Here is a 19,309-nt window from a genome sequence, read left to right as displayed (position 1 = left end):
TCTTTTATTAGGGGCCCAGTCGAATCTCTATGACTTTTTCTTTAGAAATTTTTGTGTCTTTTCTCTCTTAAACTCAAATCGATACTGCTCGAAGTTTCCGGTTGAAAGAAACGAAAATTACCGGAAGATATCTTGGAATCAGTCTTCTCTATACCCTTAGCATGATCTGATACGGAAGGCTTTTCTAACTCACGCGGCTCATCATTGACCTTATCAAGAGGATTAACCTCGATCAGCGGCTCGCTGATCGAATCGAGGCTGTTATCAACCTGGTGCACTTGTCGCTCTTCAATGATTTCACCAGTAGCTAATGCTACTTCAGTACCTTGCCTGGCTTCCAAAAGGGCATCTGGCACGAATTCGCCATCAATCCAATTGTTATCCCATAGCCAATGAGAATAAGGCACTCCTTCGCCACCTATATAGGCGAAAACTTCAATCGCCTCATCAATTGAAAGTCGTTGATTGGGATCATTTTCTAACATCCAAGACAAGATTTTTCTGATGCTTGATTTATTGTTCTCGTCTAAATCAGGAATGTCGTCGCCAATTCCTACCAGCAAATCTTGAGGTCGGTAACTGTCGGGTGTGTAAGGAGAGCTGTCCCTATAAGTGGTGAAGTCCACTCGCCAAATTAAAGCAAGAACTCGTCCCAGAGCATAGACGTTTGCTTTAGGACTCACAGCCATTGGGTCAGATAAAAATTCAGGGGGATAATAACCCTCAGTACCGGCAAATTGCCCCTCCGGAGTATCCACGTCTTCATTAATAATCGTCACACTAATGGGGGATCCTAAACGAACGATTATATTTTCTGGTCTAATGTCTTGATGAATAAATCCTTGATCACTCACTTGTTCTTTTAAGGCCAATAGCAGTGCCTGAGATAACTCAATTCGTTCATCTGTAGATAAAACATCAATTCCGTCATAATCATCCAGGATGATATCAAACAAGTTGTGTTCGTAATTTGTAACACGCGGAACATCATCAAAGAGCAGAGTTTTGGCTGATAATTCTTTGTCTCTAGGGAACAGAAGTTCTCGTTCCTCTTCCGTCAGCGAATCGAGAAGATCCTGCATTTCCTCAGTGGGTTGAGTATCAGATGCCAGAAAAGCAGCCACATCAAACTCATCAGTGTCCTTATCACCTTCATGTGTTTGTTGCGCTTCACCGACTTCATCTGCAGCTAATCGTGTATCAGCAGCTTGTATGGATTCCAAAAGGGCATCTGGCACGAATTCGCCATCAATCCAATTATTATCCCATAGCCAATGAGAATAAGGCACTCCTTCGCCACCTATATAGGCAAAAACTTCAATCGCTTCATCAATTGAAAGTCGTTGATTGGGATCATTTTCTAACATCCAAGACAAGATTTTTCTGATGCTTGATTTATTGTTCTCGTCTAAATCAGGAATGTCGTCGCCAATTCCCACCAGCAAATCTTGAGGTCGGTAACTGTCGGGTGTGTAAGGAGAGCTGTCCCTATAAGTGGTGAAGTCCACTCGCCAAATTAAAGCAAGAACTCGTCCCAGAGCATAGACGTTTGCTTTAGGACTCACAGCCATTGGGTCAGATAAAAATTCAGGGGGATAATAACCCTCAGTACCGGCAAATTGCCCCTCCGGAGTATCCACGTCTTCATTAATAATCGTCACACTAATGGGGGATCCTAAACGAACGATTATATTTTCTGGTCTAATGTCTTGATGAATAAATCCTTGATCACTCACTTGTTCTTTTAAGGCCAATAGCAGTGCCTGAGATAACTCAATTCGTTCATCTGTAGATAAAACATCAATTCCGTCATAATCATCCAGGATGATATCAAACAAGTTGTGTTCGTAATTTGTAACACGCGGAACATCATCAAAGAGCAGAGTTTTGGCTGATAATTCTTTGTCTCTAGGGAACAGAAGTTCTCGTTCCTCTTCCGTCAGCGAATCGAGAAGATCCTGCATTTCCTCAGTGGGTTGAGTATCAGATGCCAGAAAAGCAGCCACATCAAACTCATCAGTGTCCTTATCACCTTCATGTGTTTGTTGCGCTTCACCGACTTCATCTGCAGCTAATCGTGTATCAGCAGCTTGTATGGATTCCAAAAGGGCATCTGGCACGAATTCGCCATCAATCCAATTATTATCCCATAGCCAATGAGAATAAGGCACTCCTTCGCCACCTATATAGGCAAAAACTTCAATCGCTTCATCAATTGAAAGTCGTTGATTGGGATCATTTTCTAACATCCAAGACAAGATTTTTCTGATGCTTGATTTATTGTTCTCGTCTAAATCAGGAATGTCGTCGCCAATTCCCACCAGCAAATCTTGAGGTCGGTAACTGTCGGGTGTGTAAGGAGAGCTGTCCCTATAAGTGGTGAAGTCCACTCGCCAAATTAAAGCAAGAACTCGTCCCAGAGCATAGACGTTTGCTTTAGGACTCACAGCCATTGGGTCAGATAAAAATTCAGGGGGATAATAACCCTCAGTACCGGCAAATTGCCCCTCCGGAGTATCCACGTCTTCATTAATAATCGTCACACTAATGGGGGATCCTAAACGAACGATTATATTTTCTGGTCTAATGTCTTGATGAATAAATCCTTGATCACTCACTTGTTCTTTTAAGGCCAATAGCAGTGCCTGAGATAACTCAATTCGTTCATCTGTAGATAAAACATCAATTCCGTCATAATCATCCAGGATGATATCAAACAAGTTGTGTTCGTAATTTGTAACACGCGGAACATCATCAAAGAGCAGAGTTTTGGCTGATAATTCTTTGTCTCTAGGGAACAGAAGTTCTCGTTCCTCTTCCGTCAGCGAATCGAGAAGATCCTGCATTTCCTCAGTGGGTTGAGTATCAGATGCCAGAAAAGCAGCCACATCAAACTCATCAGTGTCCTTATCACCTTCATGTGTTTGTTGCGCTTCACCGACTTCATCTGCAGCTAATCGTGTATCAGCAGCTTGTATGGATTCCAAAAGGGCATCTGGCACGAATTCGCCATCAATCCAATTGTTATCCCATAGCCAATGAGAATAAGGCACTCCTGAACCCTCTATATCGATATAGGCAAAAGCTTCAATAGTTTCGTCAATCGAAAGTCGTTGATTGGGATCTTCTTCTAGCATTCCCGCGACTATTTTTTGGATACTTAATTTGTTGGTTTCATCTAAATCAGGGATGTCACACATTCCCAGTTCTTCAAGGACGCGCCCCAAAGAAAAGTTGTCTGATTTAGGACTTACTTCCATAGGGTTATTTAGACATTCAGGAGCAAAAAAACCCTCAGTACCAGCAAATTGACCATCAGGGGTATCAATACTTAGGTCATAATCAATAATCGTTACACTAATGGGTGGACCTAAATCAACCATTATATTTTCTGGTTTAATATCGCGATGAATAATTCCTCGATCAGTCACTTGTTCTTTTAGGGCCCATAACAGTGCACGAGCTAACTCGATCCGCTCTTGCGTCGATAAAACATCTAGTCCCTGTAGATCATCATTAATTACATCGAATAAGTCGCGTCCGTTGATTTGATCCATAACCGTATAGCTGGTTTGGGTCATTATGGTGGCATTGTCCACCACAGTAGGTTCTTTAATCGCCAGATGGCCTGCTCTTTTGGCAAATTCAAGACCTCTTGTATAATCCTCGAGAGGATTAGAATATTTAGAGTGCTCTTGAACCTTAACTACACGTCTTTTCCCATCGGATCCTTGTTGTTTAAATTGAATTAACTCCTGTTCGGCATCGAGTGCTACAGTCCCCTTTACTCGTCTTATTTTACCGAACCCTCCTTCACCAAGAAGTGCTTTATTACTTATCACTTCGTAACGAACGCCTTCATGGGTGACTTTTCTGGCGCGTTGAAACACATCATGTTTAAAATGGAATTCAGTTCCATCAGCAAAGGTATAAATGACATCCTTTGCCCAGGATTTAATACCTAATATGGCTTGAGAATCAAAAAATTCCAGCAACTGCTTGACCTGATTATCGTTGACTCTTTTTAAATTAATTTCGCTATTTGGATCGGGGGTTATCGGAAATAGGGCATTCAAAAGCACGGTGCTGGATGATAATCCTTTACCTTGAGGGAAGAGTAACTCTCGTTCCTCTTCCGTCAGCGAATCGAGCAAATCCTGCATGTCATCACTGAGCTGAAGGTCTGGGGTGTCCAGAAAATCAGCAACATCAAAATCATCAGTTTCATATACCTTATCAAGCTCAAGATCAGTATCCGATAAAGAATCTGCCCTGCTGACTTGATCCGTTGTAGCATCTGCTTCACTTTGAGATTGGGGTAACTCTCTAAAACTGCTGATTACTTGCTTATTGAGATCAGTGACAGTTGCAGTAAGATTGCTAGTAAATCTATCTAAATCAAGGGTGTTATAATCCTCAAAAGCATCATCAGTATTTTGATATAAGAAAGCCAGCAGGGAACTATTCTCTTGTTCATAATCTGTAAGTGTTGGTGCAGCAGTTAAATATTCACCTGCAGATTGGGTTTTTTCAACACGAATCAGCTCTCTTTGAGCCAACTCTTTTTTAACGCTATCCACGATTTGTTGATTGAGCTCTGAAAGATAAAAAGAAGTGAAATCGTGGTTAAATTGCTCCATGTTATCAGGTTTTAAGTCCACTAGGGCTCTGACCACATGGTATTCAAAGTCAATTTCATCAGGGGCAGGTTCTTGCGCAAAAATCTCTTTCTTTATTGTCAAATTACATAAAGCAGTCTCTTCCCCTTCTTCATAGGAACTAAGTGTAGGAGCTACAATGAGGTGCTCATTTTCTGCCTTGGTTTTTTCAGCTGCAATTAAATCATCACGAATCAGCTCTTTCTCTATTTTTTTATGTATTCGTTCATTGAGGTCTGCGAGATAAAAAGTGTTAAAGTCATCATTAAATCGTTCAGCATCCAAAGGTTTTAAATCTACTAAAGCTCTGACAACGTGAAAGTCATAATTAAATTCTTCGTTGTCCGTTACGAGTACTTCGTCTTTGCCAGGACACTTTTCTTTTATTGACAAGGAGAATAATGAATTACTGTTTTCTTCCTCAACGATTAATTCAGGATCTGCTGTTACAAATTGCCCTTCAGCTTGTAATCTTTTCTCTGAAGACCAATCAACTTGAGAGTCGAACTCGTCTCTTATGCGATTAATTACTTGGTCATAAAAGTCTTTAATAAACAAGGAGGTGAACTCATCAGTAAAACCTTCTACATCTAGAGGCTTTAAGTCCACCAAAGCTCTAACCACATGAAAGTCAAAATTAATCTCTTCGCTTTCAGTTTTAGCCTGACTCTCTTGTATCGTTAAGGCAGATAAAGCATTACTTTCGCTATCAGGAGTAATGAGTACAGCATTAGCCGTCAACTCTTCTCCCTTTGCTTTTTCTTTATCAGTGCCAGTTAAACCACGTTGAGAGTTGAAATCTAAAGTAGAAAGGTTTTGTTCCAGTGCATCAGAAGTAACGAGTGCAGCATTGGCAGTTAACTCTTCTTTCTTTGCTTTTTCTTTAGCAGCACCAGTTAAACCACGTCGAGAGTTGAAATCTAAAGTAGAAAGGTTTTGTTCCAGTGCATCAGAAGCAATGAGTGCAGCATTGGCAGTTAACTCTTCTTCCTTTGCTTTTTCTTTAGCAGTACCAGTTAAACCATGTTGAGAGTCGAAATCAAAAGTAGAAAGGTTTTGTTCCAGTTCATCAGAAGTAATGAGTGCAGCATTGGCAGTTAACTCTTCTCCTGTTGCTTTTTCTTTAGCAGCACCAGTTAAACCATGTCGAGAGTCGAAATCAAAAGTAGAAAGGTTTTGTTCCTGTGCATCAGAAGTAATCAGTGCAGCATTGACAGTTAACTCTTCTCCTGTTGCTTTTTCTTTAGCAGCACCAGTTAAACCATGTCGAGAGTCGAAATCAAAAGTAGAAAGGTTTTGTTCCTGTGCATCAGAAGTAATGAGTGCAGTATCGGCAGTTAACTCTTCTCCTGTTGCTTTTTCTTTAGTAGTACCACTTAAACCATGTCGAGAGTCTAGATCTTTGTTTAGTTGTGGTGCCGATAGCGCGCTTGGTTCCGGTACATAATCAACAAGGTCAGGATCCGTAGTTAAATAGTCTGACGCGGATTTGGTTTTATTAACACTTTGCAACTCATCTTGAGGCTCGGGTTTATCCTTTCCTTTTACGACAGACAGGTTATTTTTTTCATTCTCGTTACCAATATGTAATACAGATTGACTATCTAGTCTGGATTTTTCAACCTGATGAAAATCATAAAGGGTAAGAAACTCTTCTTTTATCCCCAAAAAAGGAATATAGCTTTTTTCATTCTTATTCGCTGTGAATGCAGAATTGCTAATCTTTAATAAAGGTTTTGTTTTTTTTATTGGTACGCCGATAGATGGATTGGGCTTATTGAGCTTTATCTCATTAAAAAGAGACCTAAAAGGAGCAATTGCAAAGGCATTAATATAAGTCCCTTTTACAGGATATTGATTATTCTCTGCGGTACTTTTGAAAGGATATTCAATTTTATTGGATTTATTTTCAAGATTTATAGCTAAATAATGAGTTGATGAAATCCAATTTACTCTATGGGCCAACTTATTATTTACTCGTCGAGACATGGATACTTCATTTTTATCTGCATACTTAGTAATCTGAAAATTGGAATGATTATCAATGACTCCTCCATTATCCTTGGGGACAGTGCGTTTGTTATCGGTACCATGACAACTCTTGGCGCTTGGCCTCATAAGCAGTCCAATTTTGACCAGGCAGGACTTTTTCTTTTGAGGAGAAATGCCATTTTCTTGAATTACCGTTTCAATATCCTCAAGATGTTCAGTTACTTTTAGCGCATTTTTTTTACTTTCAATGAGGTACTTATCTATCTTGGCTGTTTTATTTTCCCAATCTGCTTCAGTATCCGAAGCAGAAACAGGTGCTCTAGTGACTGTTGCCTGTTCTCCTAAGAGGAATATGTCGGTTTGCAAAGAAGGGCACTCAATAATCTCAATATCGGTTGGAACATTGATTGATCTTATTTTGACTAGATGGAGTTGTGAGCAATGAGAAAAGAGACACGTAACTTTTTCATTTTTGTTTCTATAGATGCTGTCTGGTTGATGAGTGATAATTCCATCCACATGGATAATAACTGACTCGAGAGAATCACAACCATTGAAATTTATACTAAGATTCGAATTATTGGTGGTTAAGATAAAATCTTGAATTTTTTTGCAAGGTGATAGATCTAATTTGGCCAATTTACATCCTTGGATATTAATAGATCTTATTTGCTCTCCTAATCCCTGGATGTTGGTTAATTGCTTGCAATTAATGATCGACAGTTCTTCTAAATTGACCAGGGCTGAAAGATCAAGGGCAGATAAGAGGGAACAGTTGCCTATTGCAAGATGCTTAATATTACTTACATTTTCTGGCCATAATATTTGATTGAATTTAGGACATTCATTAATAACAATTTTTTTTGCGTTTTTAAGACCGCCAGAAAGATCAATAACCTTTGCTAATTTGGCCGCTACTTTAATCGTATGATAGTCATCATTTCCTAGCGCAATTTTAACCCAGGTAAAATCAATTCCACATAAAAAATCATAACTATTTGTCATTGTTTCCACCATCATTTCATAATCAAATCATGTTGATTGATTTTTTATTTCACTTCTGAAACTGGTAGACCCAAAATAGGCCATATGATTTCATCCGCACCATTGTTAGATGGGGCCGGGCTTAAATAGCGTATTATTAAAAGGCGAACATTAATTACTTCTCAAGAACAACTTAAAATGACGCCCTAAATCACTTCATCAAACCTTTAAGCATCTTTCTTAGTTAGAGTGATATATTTTGATCACTATGATTTGATTGTACGCTACTACTATTAAGGAAATATTAAGGTGAACTGATGATAATTAAGGAAATATTAAGCTATAGAAATAAGGGGGATGCAATGAAGTGTTACCCCTCTTCATCTTTGTCGACTTGCTATTTGGAGCTCACTGTCAGCAAAGCTAAGGGAGTATTTTCATCATTAGTTAACACGACTTGCTCACCCAATTGCACTTTATTTGCAAAAGGCTCGGAGACATCTAGTGTGATAGGCATAGGCCATAGTTTGCCATCAGCCAATCGCATATTTTTACATACAGAATGGTAATCATCTCTATTTAAAAAACCGGTCAGGGGGGCAAACGTTCCATTCAATAGGCATTCCAAATCACACAATTGTCGTTTTGTTAAACGAAGTACGCTTTTTTAAGAGGATCACTGGATATGATGTTGTTATTCTTATTAAACATTGTTTTTCCTTGAGAGAATCATAGGGTACTCAACCCATTTTTAACCGACGTTAAAGGTAGAGGTGTAGGCAACTAGTACCGTTTTTTGCTTTGGAGGAATACTTTCATACTTAAGGTTTGTTGATATGGATTATCCCAAAATACTTTTTGCATCATCATATCCGTATTTTATATTATCTTGGACTTAGTAGTTGCTCTTCTACTAAGTCCAGGGTTGTAGAAGTCAATTTATAAAGGAGTTAGAAAATTATCCAGATCAGGTTTTTGATTTAAACGGTATTGATAGACCACATAAAAAGCCATGACGTTCTTTAAGTAATTTCTTGTTTCTTGCCAGGGTAGTGTTTCAATCCACAAATCAATTTCTTTAGGCGGATGGGTTCTTAACCAATAAACGACTTGTTTGGGGCCTGCATTATAAGCTGCAGCAACAAGTACAGGATGATTACTGAACCGTTTGGTCAGTTGTTTTAAATAGGCAACCCCGATATTAATGTTCTTTTGGGAAAGAAAAAGCTGTTTCTGATCACTATAGGGTATTTTATCTGCTTTAGAGACGACACTGGCAGTATAAGGCATTACCTGCATTAAACCTCTGGCTCCAGCCGAAGAAACGACATCTTCTCTAAAACCACTTTCCTGGCGAATGATGGCATAGACAAACTCAGGCGCCACGGAGTATTTTTTAGCGTACATTTTTACTGTATTTTTGTATGCGAGGGGAAAGCGAAGTGAGAGTTGGTTATTAAGTGTTTCGTTATTACTTAAATAGACGGATTTACCATGCCATTGCAGATCGGAGTCTACCCAGTATACTAAAGCACTGGCTTCATCTTTTGGCAGCTCACTAATAAAATCATTAAGTAAGCGCGATGCTTGTACGCTTTGCTTGGAAATATAAAGCGATTTAACTTGCTCGATAAAAGGCTGGTAAGGCTTTAATGCTTGAAGATTTGTGGAGGGCTTTTCGTTTTCAAAACTTGGAATTTTATTCAAGCGAATACTGGCTAAAAAGCCATAATATTGTCTGTTTTTCGCCAATGGCTCATAAATAGCAATTGCTTGTTCTTTTTTTCCTTGTTCTTCTAAGGAACGAGCAAGCCAATATTGCCAACAAGGAGTGTCCTTATTTTTGGAGTCATTAATTAATTCAGCAACGTGTTTCCAATCTTTATTTTTTAAGGCAAAGCGAATCTGCCAATCCAGCAATACATCGTTATAATATAAAGGTTTGACTTTAGCGAACCAGGCAAGGGCATCCACATGATTACGCATGGCTTTATAAAGGGCGATATGGGCTAAAAATTCTTGTTTTTGTGCTTCATTTAATATTTTTTTAGTTTTCCCCAGATTCCATAACCGCAGTGCCTGATCCATATTAATGGATACCATACGTTTTAGGCCATAAAGATAAAAATGATCGTTTAATTCCCCTGGGCTAAGTTTATTAATATTAATCGGGTTTTGGTATATCTCCGTTAACGCCTGGATTTGTTTTAAACGAGGTATTTTGTATTGTTTTAATAAATAACGAGCTAATTGGATGTTCCGTTTTTCAAGGGCAAGTGCTATGCGTTGGGTAATGAGGCTTTGATCGAACTCATCACTTTTAAGCAATAAATCAAATAGAGTATTACAGGGTTGCGGTTGTGAATTGCCAGTTAACCAAAGAGGGATAGAGTTTTTTAATGCTTCTTTTTGCTGGCCCAGATTGAATGCAGCAATCTGCTTGTAGCAAACGAGGTTAATATCGTTGGAGGGTTGGTAATAAGTATTAAAGTTAGTCCAATCTTTAGTTCTTGCTAATTCATAAAGCCATTTTTCACGTAATTTATTGGATAGCGGAGCGTTCTCCTTTATAAAGTCCAGAAAGTCTTGTGAAGGTTGCAGGGGCAGATTTTGATACCAAGCTGAATAGGCATTAAATCTATCCATATAGGCTTGTCCAGATAAAGCAAAGGAAAGAACTGACCAGCATAGCCCACACAACAACATCATTAATTTTTTCATAGTTCCTCTTGCTAAACTTTGAGGGAAATCGTTTTATGCCTTGTTAAATACGTGCTAATTGCTCACGCATGCTGCCAATGGTTTTATTATAATCTGTGCTATTGAATATAGCAGATCCTGCGACAAATTGGTTAGCCCCTTCGCGGGCTATGGATGCGATATTATCTATAGTAACTCCGCCATCGACACAGAGATCCAGTTGAGGATAGAGATGATGAAGTTGTGATATTTTGCGCATCATCTCTGGAATGAGTTTCTGTCCACCAAAACCGGGATTAACCGTCATGACCAGAACAAAACTAAGATGTTGTACACACCAGGTCAACGTATCAAGCGATGTTGCAGGGTTCAAAACCAATCCTGCTTCGCAACCCAGGCTTTTGATTAATTGCAAACTTCTGTCCAGATGGGTGGTGGCATCAGGATGGATGCTAATCCGCTGAGCTCCGGCTTTTGCAAATGATTCAATCAGTGCATCTACAGGGGTAACCATCAGATGTACGTCCACTGGTAAATGGGGAAAGCGTTTGATTAACGCCTCACAGAAGGCTGGGCCAAAAGTCAGGTTGGGCACATAATGATTATCCATGACATCAAAATGAATAAAGTCAGCGCCAGCTTTCATTACAGAGTCGACCTCGTCCCCAAGACGAGTCATATCAGCGGAAAGCAAAGAGGGTAAAATTTGATAAGTCATGATGTCATTACTTTAATTATCAGGTGGCTATATCATATGCTGTCCGGGATAAACATTCCATTAGCACTTATGAAAAACTTTCTTGGCTCACCTCTGGGGCAGAGGCCCCTCTATTTAACTCCAAATAAAGATAAAAATGGGTATAAAAAATAAGTCGCTTGGCTTTTTTATGTTTGAGATAAGAGCGCAAGTTGAGGTCAAAAAATAGTCTCACTATTGAGTATTTGGTCATATTCAGGCATAATAAAAGAATATTTTTTGCCCTTGTAATTTATAAAATTACCTCAATATGGTAGATATTATAGAGACCTAATCGTGCTTTTTAGGGAGTGTTTTATGAATCAAAATTGGCCTACCAAAGATAAAGATTTACAAACTGCTCGAATAATCATGGAGGAGTATGCAAATAAACGTGACAGTGATTCGTTGGGTCTTTTTGAAATCGAAGTGGATCAAATTGAAAAACGAATGAATTTTTGTCTGTCCGGTTGGGTAGTCATGTTAGCCAAGCATTTTGCTTCAATGTACGGGGCCAGTCAGGGAGATTTTGTGACCAGACAGGTGATTAGCCGTTGCATTATTCAAGGTCAAACCTTGCATTAGAGTCCTTCAGAAAATTAATTATAATTCAAGGTACTTATTATAATTAATTTTATAGTCCTCAGAATTTTCATATTGTAACAAGGCACTGTTTATGGCTTGTAATAATGTCTTGTTGTCTTTATTTAGAGCGATTCCAAAACCGTTTCCATATAAAAAAGTAGGGCCTATGACGCTGAACTCTCCTGATGCATTAGCTTCCCAGTAAATTGCCGTTGGGTTATCTAAAAGAATATAATCAACCTCATTTTTGCCTAATGCTTCTACCAAGAGCTCCATTGTTTCGTATTCTTTTATCGTGGGGTTTATTATTCCCATCTGCCCGATTTGATCGCCAAAAATAGTTCCTGTTTCTATGCCAATTCTTTGAGCGTTTAATAGGTTTAAAGAAAAAGGTTTTTTGGCATTATCGAGGTGGTTGGTTAGAAAGCGAGAATAGCTTAATAGATAGGGCATGCTGAAGTCGACTTGTTTTAATCTATCCAGAGTAATAGTGATTGAACTGACTGCGACATCTATTTTTTTTTCTGCTACTGCAGTCAATAATTTGTCAAATTGCATGATATGAAATCGGCAGGTTCGATTCATAATTTTACAAAGCGAATTCATCATATCGATATCGTATCCATAAACCTCACGATCGGTACCTTGAATTATAAACGGGGGGGAAAAACTTTCTACTCCAACATTTAAAGGTTCTCCTTGGGCATAAAGAGGGGAGATGAAAAAAACAAAAGTAATCAATAAGCGGCGAATGAAATTCATTTTATTCTTCATTAAATGATTGGGAGTATATATTTAGATTATAGATTAAGAATCTATCATTTTTTAGTTTAAAATTATAGTTATAAATCAAATGTGTTACTTATATAAGCAAAATGAATAAGATAATTTGAAGAGGGGGTATTGACTACCGGTTCTTTTCACAATGTCGCGATTTGCTCGGTGTTGTTGCATAAATCCTCCGCCCCCTCTATGAGCCCATTTCGGCCTTAATATTTTATTAATGTTCCTCTGGCATAATACGTGCAAAAAACTGATGAGCAGATGATATGAAAAATTCCCATTTGTTAGAAGTCCTCAATAATGTTAGCCGTCCGGATGAAATTTTAACCAAACTCAGTCAAGTAAATTTTGCGGTCACTGATGTCACTGATGAAGGTGATTCAGTTCTACATGTATTGGCTAATTCAAATCACGCCAAAAATGGTGATTTTTCCATGTATCTTAAAATATTGATGGAGGCCGGGGCAAATGCCAATGCTGTCAATAAGCAAGGCAATAATTTTCTATGCGACTATTTAAAACATGCCGCCTCGTATGAAGTCGATAAAACCTTCGATCTGTTACTTGAGAACAAAGACTTTAATATTAATCAAACGTCTGCAACAGGCCAAACATTTTTCGAAGGTATCTACCATTCGAGTGGTTACAACTTAAGGGATACATTTACCGCTTTCATAAGGCATAAAGAGTTTGACCCTAATCAGAAAACCTCTAAACATAATTCCATACTGTTACATATGTTCTCGGAAACTTCATACCAGTTTAGAGAGCATATTTATGAGGTGGTTGAGCATCCTAAGACGAATCCCAACCTCAAAAATAATAATGGACAAACAGCCCTGGCTCAGAGCTTATCTGAAACTCGCTACCAAGACATGCAATTGATTCGCTCATTAATCAATCATGAACAATGTGAAATCGATACCTTAGATAAAGATGAAAATAATTATCTGCAACTTGCGATTATTTCTTGCAAATATCAAGCAGAAGACATTGCGGCACTTCTTATCAAGAAAGGTATTGATGTGACGCATAAAAATAAAGAAGGTAAGTCTGTATTTGATTTAATTGCCGAGAATAAAGCGAACAGATCCGAGTATACAAATACCACACTGCTGCTAAATGTTGTTAAACTTCACCCGGCCTCCCTCTTTGAAAAAGATTCAAGTGGCAAGACAATATTGGGTGGATTACTTAGAAGGGATGATTACACCGTTAGATTGGAATTCAGAACTCTTCTTGAATTATGCAAAAATCAAAAAGACAGTACGAAATTTCTTAAAAGTATCATATCAGATTGCTTTAATGATTTTAGTCAAAATTTGGTATCCAGGGAGGCAATAGAATCCTTAGTTCAAGCAATCATTGAGGCAGACGTTGGTATAGATGTTGAGTATTGCATAGCCCATACTGCTGTTTGTAGTTCTTCTGTTTGGAGAGATGAGATCTACAACAACTTTAGAAAACTTAAACCCCAGTTTGATCTCAATGCTGTTATAGGGCATGTGAAGAATTTAACTAAAGAAGGCAGCGATGAGCAGTTACGCGCGATAGGCGAAGCTTGTGAATTAGGCCTTCAGCTGGATTGTTTCGATGAGTCCGTACTCGCTTATGAAGAACATTATCTTCGCAGTAAAACAACTACTGGCATCGAGAAAGATTCCAAAATGTTTGGTCATTTGTTTTCATTAAGCGGATCAATTCCTGTTAATAATAGCCTTCTCACGTTAACAGGGAGCTCTTCCTCCAGTACCGCTCCATTTTTGACGCATTTAATGAATGCTTATGTCTCACATTGTGAGAAAAGTGGAGCACATGCTGAACATTTAGATGCAGTCAGACAAGTAAGAAACATGACAATAAAGGCGATGCGTTATTATTTTCTGTCTCAGCCATGGGGTAGTTATTATTCATCGATAAAGTCATCTGGGAATAATTTTTTGTCCTCTATGATAGCCGACAGCAAAACTTCAGGCGTCGAAGTATTCACTGGTTGGCCTGAGCATGGGATAGATCTCATCGTCAAGGAAGAGAGCTTGTATCGTAATAATGGCGGGGGGTGCAGTACTGATGCCACTACAGAGCATTACAACATGTCTAAAGTTGGGAATTTAACCGAAGAGGTGTTTGCCAAGCTCTACGCGGATAGTGCAGAAGAATCCAATAAAAGCTACATTCAACGTGATTTGCATGACCTTCTTGGTTTGACATTTGAAAATATTATTCCTGGAAAATTTCAAACTGTTGGCAATTGCAGTCTTGAAAGCAAGCTCATCGCTTTGAAAGTAAAATATCGGTTGTTTTTACCCGAATCTATTGCGGATGCATTATTTGCAGATACCATAAAATTTTTTGAGCAATTTTATTTAGAAGAATACCTGTCACTCTATTCCAATAATCCAGCCCTGCCACACTTATTAATGCGTTTAATTATTCAAAAATTAGTGCCTGAGGAAAGGCTGGAGTTAGCCGGTGAACTATTAAAAAATCATTTTACCTCTGAAGCGAGCCAGGAGATTATGCAGGTGGAATTCATGTTGCAACAATGGAGACTGAGAAGCACGGGGGGGAATATAGAACAATTCGACAAGCAACTGCAGTCTCTTGGAGTGGTTCTCAATCCTGATCTGAATAGTCGCCTGCAAATATTCCAACGCTTTCTCTATGATAAAGTGACCGCTGAGGATTTAGAGGAGTTAAAATCCTGGTCTTTAGAGAAGCAAACATTTCAGGGTTATCATTTATTGCACTTTGCGGTGATTAGTAATAATTTGGTACTCGCTTCTTCTCTTATTCAGATGTTTCCGCAAGCCGTAAATCAAACCAATTGGTTCTCTAAAGAGCCACTGTGTTTGGTAAAATCAGTTGAAATGATCGATCTATTAGTCAAGAGTGGGGCGAGTACAGCCAGAACAGACGATGGTAACGCCTTAGACTGTGCCATTAACGCAAATAGGGTTGATTTGGTAAGTGCTTTACTCAGGCATGGCGTTAAACCCAGCGAATACAGCGCGTACGCTGCTGCCAGTAAGGATTCCAAAATTCTACAGAAACTCATGGAGTATCATCCGGAAACCGTAACAAAACCTACGCATGACTACAGCACTGCCGCTCATGCTGCAGCAAGCAGCGGCCATAATGAAAATCTTCATGCTCTGGTTTACTATGGTGGTGTTAATCCAGCAGCAAGTGATGTGAATGGAGTTACTCCATTACAATTAGCTTTGAAACATAAACACAATGAGACTGCCAAGTTATTGATTCAATATCCAGGTACGTTATTCAATCCGTCTTATCGAGGGGACTCTGTTGTCAGTATGACCAAAGACGAGGATGTAAAGCAGATCATTGAACTTAAGAGAGCGGAGCGAAAGGCCGATCGGGAATATTTTGATAAATTCAAAAACAGCAAGCCCGGTATCATTGAAGAAGATGTAGATTATCTAATTCTAGCTATTCGTAATCACGATGTACGTGCTATTCGCGGGTGTTTACTTGCCTATCACGATATTAAAGTAGTCAAATACAGTAATCTCTATTGTACTGCCCCTTTGACCGAGGCCATCCAAAATCTGGCGCGGTGCGAAAAGGATAAGTATGAAGAAACATTAGAAATTGTCCGAATGCTCCTGAAAACACCAGGTATTGATATCAATGCGCTGATGGCATCATCGGAGCCCATTCTGTTCATGGCCACATCGATTGGGAATGTTGCTGCTCTTGAACTGTTCCTTGCTGATCCTAAACTGGATCCTAACCAGCAGGATAATATTGGATACACCGCTCTGCATGATGCTGTGGAACGTGGTCATCTGGCCTGTGTTAAGCGTTTACTACAAGATGAACGTGTGGATAGCACTATTGTCAATAACCGCCACCAAACAGCCGCGGAACTTAGAGGCTTCGGATATAGAGAGGGCATAGAAGAGTGTCGGGAGGAAGTGGCCAAGCATCAGCTGAGTATGCAGATGAGAAGCATCAGCAGCGTGTGCAACTGAGAAGCGTTGCAACGGTCTATCATTATAAGTTGCTGAAATTTTTCCTGGTGTCTAAAGAGTAATCGTAGGTTTCTGGCCTTGCCTGTAGCCATCAGGTTAAGGAACAAACCCCGTCGTTGCGAGCATAGCGAAGCAAGCTGAGTTTTGTTTGAAAATCGTACAATTGCTTCGCTATGCTCGCTACGACGGTTAGTTTTTAGCATCTTTTTCTGCATGCAGTGCTTTGCGGCAGGATTCTGCTTAGTGCTAAATCTTCATTCCCTGTAAGTCCAGATCATTTTCCGGATTTTGAAGCGGGGTATGCAGGCGCTCTCTAAACGCAGGCATGTCTATTGTTGTCCTCACTTCCTCTAAGGCCACAAGGCATCCTATGTGACTTACTCACGCTAGAAAGTTTTTATTCTTGTGAACCAATAAAGTTTTTTATTTTAATAAAACAATAGTTGAGAAATTTTTCATTGAGTTTAATTTTAGAAATACCCTCTCTATGGCCTTGTAAATTGATTATTTCGATCAGGGCGGTGCTGGCATCTGAGTTAAGAGAATTTATTGTATCTGTTGTATCCATACCATATCGATCACCATCTAATCTTCCATTGCCGTGTAAGAGACAATTACGAATTTTAGAAATGTGCAGTAAAGTGTTCCAATGCTCATTATCAATATTATTTCCTTGTTTCTGTAGTGCCGTTTCAAATCGGGAAATACTTGCATTTTTCTTAATTGATTGCTTTTCACACTCATCATACAAGGCCTCTTCCAGTTCGGCATAAAGTTGCAGGAAAGTAGATTCAATCAAAATAGCTAAACTTCGCGTGTAAAACTCCAGATCACGAGCTTCATCTGCAGTGAGTATATTAATATTTTTCTTGGACTCTAAATGAGAAACGTCTTTTTGAATTGACGACGCTACCTGGTTGTATGTTTTTAATTGATATTCAAAATTTTTTATTTTTAGAAATTTAAATTGAGTCATAAAATGATTATCCAAGACGAATTAGAAGGTAAAAACACTCAATAGAGTACCCATATGGAATAAAGTAAAGTAGCCTGCGGCCATTACCACAACTTCTTTATTAAAGAAGAACCATATACCCTAAATGTCACCAATTAAAAAGCCCGTCATGATGCATCCGCTCGCTACCAAGCTATCACACCACCATCAAAACGATGTAATTTCTCCGCATGGCTATTGAATAATTCTTTTTCAGCTTGCTCAAGCATACCGGCAACACTGGTTTGAACATCTACCAATGCATCAGGTCCACCCATGTCTGTTTTTACCCATCCTGGGTGCATTAGCATGACATGAATTCCTTTGTCTTTCACATCTATAGCAAAACTGCGCATGGTACAATTAAGCGCTGCTTTACTGGCACGATATGCATAAGATCTCCCTCGGGCATTATCAGAAATACTCCCCATTTGTGAACTGATAACGATAATATTTTTATCCCTGCTTGCCTGAAGATTAGGCAGTAATGCATCACATAGTTTAACAACGCTAACGCAATTTACGTTTAACACGTCAAGGAAGTTATCTCTATTAATATTACCTGTTGTTACGCCTTGCTCGCCACTAATACCCGCATTATTAACCAGCAAATCAATAGGTCTGTCATTTAGTTTTTTCTTCAAAGAAGCGATATCTTCATCGTGAGTCACATCTAATTGGATAAGCTCATCGGCTAATTTTTTGAGTTCCTTTGCTTTGGTGATATTACGGTAGCATCCAATAATATGATATCCTTTATCTTTGAGTTGACGGACAAATTCCAGACCTATCCCTCTATTGGCTCCTGTAATAAGTGCTGTTTTCATATGAATCTCCCTGATACTTAATCTCTTTGCATCAATTAAAAAGTGAGCTATATTCTTTCAGTTTAAATCTTCAATTTAATGCAGTAGGCTAGCAGCCTATATTATAAGTTAATTCCATTACTTTTGTCCTGAAGCATACCATGGTATGCTTTAAATTCTGTCCTTCGTCTTTGGGATCTAGCGAGTGGAACACGAAAATCAACAATTGGGCGAAAAGCTTACAGCTGGTTTTGAGCTCCCCCCACTTCCGACAACATCATCTGAATTCATCACCGTGCTGGCACATTATCATCGCGCCGAGATTGGTCGGATGGCCGGATGGCGGGATCGGATCGATAGAACGAGTAACTGGGCAATTACTGCTGTGGCCGCAATGCTCTCACTTTCCCTATCGACACCATTGGCGCATCACGGGTTACTTCTATTCGCGATGATCCTTGTTCTGCTGCTTCTCCTCATCGAGTCGAGGCGATATCGATTCTTTGATGTCTACCGAGGACGAGTGCGCCTGCTTGAGCGGAACTATTTCGCCCCTATGTTCTTGGCGAGCAGAGTAATGGATGGGAGTTGGGCACGAATTTTGGGCCAAGACCTGCGCGAACCACACTTCCAGATGAGCTTCGGCGCTGCAATGTCTCGACGGCTGCGCAGAAACTATGTGTGGATGTTTCTCATATTGTTGATGGCGTGGACTCTGAAGATCTCTTCCCCCAAGCTGCAGATCACCGGTGCTCATCAGGAAATGGCAATTTCCTTCGGGCAGATCGTGAGAAATGCTGCATTGGGTCCGATTTCAGGCTGGGCTGTTTTGGCATGTGTCGCTCTATTCTATGGATGGATCGCCTACGCTTGCCTGCGTTCACCAAAATATACCAGCGAACTGTCCTATGGCGATGTTCATGTCTGATGACTAAGGGGAGTAAGGCACAGCCGTGCTCTACAATCTTTGCTAGTCGACCTTGGCTTTTAACCCGATTGCTTGAATGCCAATAATGGCAGAATGTTCATCGTTATCTGAGGTATCACCGCTGACACCTGCTGCGCCTATAATA

At 39.4% G+C, this 19,309-nt stretch carries 9 protein-coding genes and 1 pseudogene; 3 read left to right on the top strand and 7 right to left on the bottom strand.

Annotated elements, in window-relative coordinates:
- Window positions 1-41 precede the first annotated feature (41 nt).
- The 4 genes and pseudogenes from LOX96_RS07640 to rpe form a co-directional block, all read right to left on the bottom strand.
- A complete protein-coding gene (locus LOX96_RS07640; protein WP_250456358.1) occupies window positions 42-7,655 on the bottom strand; it encodes a protein kinase domain-containing protein in 7,614 nt (2,537 codons plus the stop codon).
- Between the two features lie 376 nt (window positions 7,656-8,031).
- A pseudogene (locus tag LOX96_RS07635) lies at window positions 8,032-8,280 on the bottom strand (adenylyltransferase); the annotation flags it as partial.
- Window positions 8,281-8,573: 293 nt separating this feature from the next.
- Window positions 8,574-10,355 (bottom strand): transglycosylase SLT domain-containing protein, encoded by a 1,782-nt coding sequence (locus LOX96_RS07630; RefSeq protein WP_250422811.1) that lies wholly within the window; start codon window positions 10,353-10,355, stop codon window positions 8,574-8,576.
- Between the two features lie 43 nt (window positions 10,356-10,398).
- Window positions 10,399-11,052 carry a ribulose-phosphate 3-epimerase gene (rpe, locus tag LOX96_RS07625; protein WP_250422812.1) on the bottom strand — a complete coding sequence of 218 codons (654 nt, stop codon included), beginning with the start codon at window positions 11,050-11,052 and terminating at the stop codon, window positions 10,399-10,401.
- 336 nt (window positions 11,053-11,388) lie between these two features.
- On the opposite strand from rpe, the gene LOX96_RS07620 reads away from it, so the two are divergent.
- Window positions 11,389-11,655, top strand: a complete 267-nt coding sequence (locus tag LOX96_RS07620; RefSeq protein ID WP_250422814.1) for a hypothetical protein — start codon at window positions 11,389-11,391, stop codon at window positions 11,653-11,655.
- A gap of 18 nt (window positions 11,656-11,673) precedes the next feature.
- Here LOX96_RS07620 and LOX96_RS07615 read toward each other — a convergent pair whose 3' ends face one another.
- Window positions 11,674-12,417, bottom strand: a complete 744-nt coding sequence (locus tag LOX96_RS07615; protein WP_250422816.1) for a transporter substrate-binding domain-containing protein — start codon at window positions 12,415-12,417, stop codon at window positions 11,674-11,676.
- Window positions 12,418-12,704: 287 nt separating this feature from the next.
- Between LOX96_RS07615 and LOX96_RS07610 the strand changes: the two genes are divergently transcribed.
- Window positions 12,705-16,436: an ankyrin repeat domain-containing protein gene (locus LOX96_RS07610; RefSeq protein ID WP_250422818.1), complete on the top strand. Its 3,732-nt coding sequence runs from the start codon at window positions 12,705-12,707 to the stop codon at window positions 16,434-16,436.
- A 397-nt stretch (window positions 16,437-16,833) separates the two neighbouring features.
- Here the strand turns inward: LOX96_RS07610 and LOX96_RS07605 are convergent, their stop codons facing one another.
- Window positions 16,834-17,412 carry a hypothetical protein gene (locus LOX96_RS07605; protein WP_250422820.1) on the bottom strand — a complete coding sequence of 193 codons (579 nt, stop codon included), beginning with the start codon at window positions 17,410-17,412 and terminating at the stop codon, window positions 16,834-16,836.
- Window positions 17,413-17,576: 164 nt separating this feature from the next.
- Window positions 17,577-18,257: an SDR family oxidoreductase gene (locus tag LOX96_RS07600; protein ID WP_250422822.1), complete on the bottom strand. Its 681-nt coding sequence runs from the start codon at window positions 18,255-18,257 to the stop codon at window positions 17,577-17,579.
- Window positions 18,258-18,441: 184 nt separating this feature from the next.
- Between LOX96_RS07600 and LOX96_RS07595 the strand changes: the two genes are divergently transcribed.
- Window positions 18,442-19,164 (top strand): DUF2270 domain-containing protein, encoded by a 723-nt coding sequence (locus LOX96_RS07595; RefSeq protein ID WP_250422824.1) that lies wholly within the window; start codon window positions 18,442-18,444, stop codon window positions 19,162-19,164.
- Window positions 19,165-19,309 lie beyond the last annotated feature (145 nt).

The organism is Legionella maioricensis (assembly GCF_023618015.1).
Taxonomy (GTDB): Bacteria; Pseudomonadota; Gammaproteobacteria; order Legionellales; family Legionellaceae; genus Legionella; species Legionella maioricensis.
Note: the sequence above shows the minus strand (reverse complement) of the source record. Positions and strands in the feature narration are given on the sequence as shown.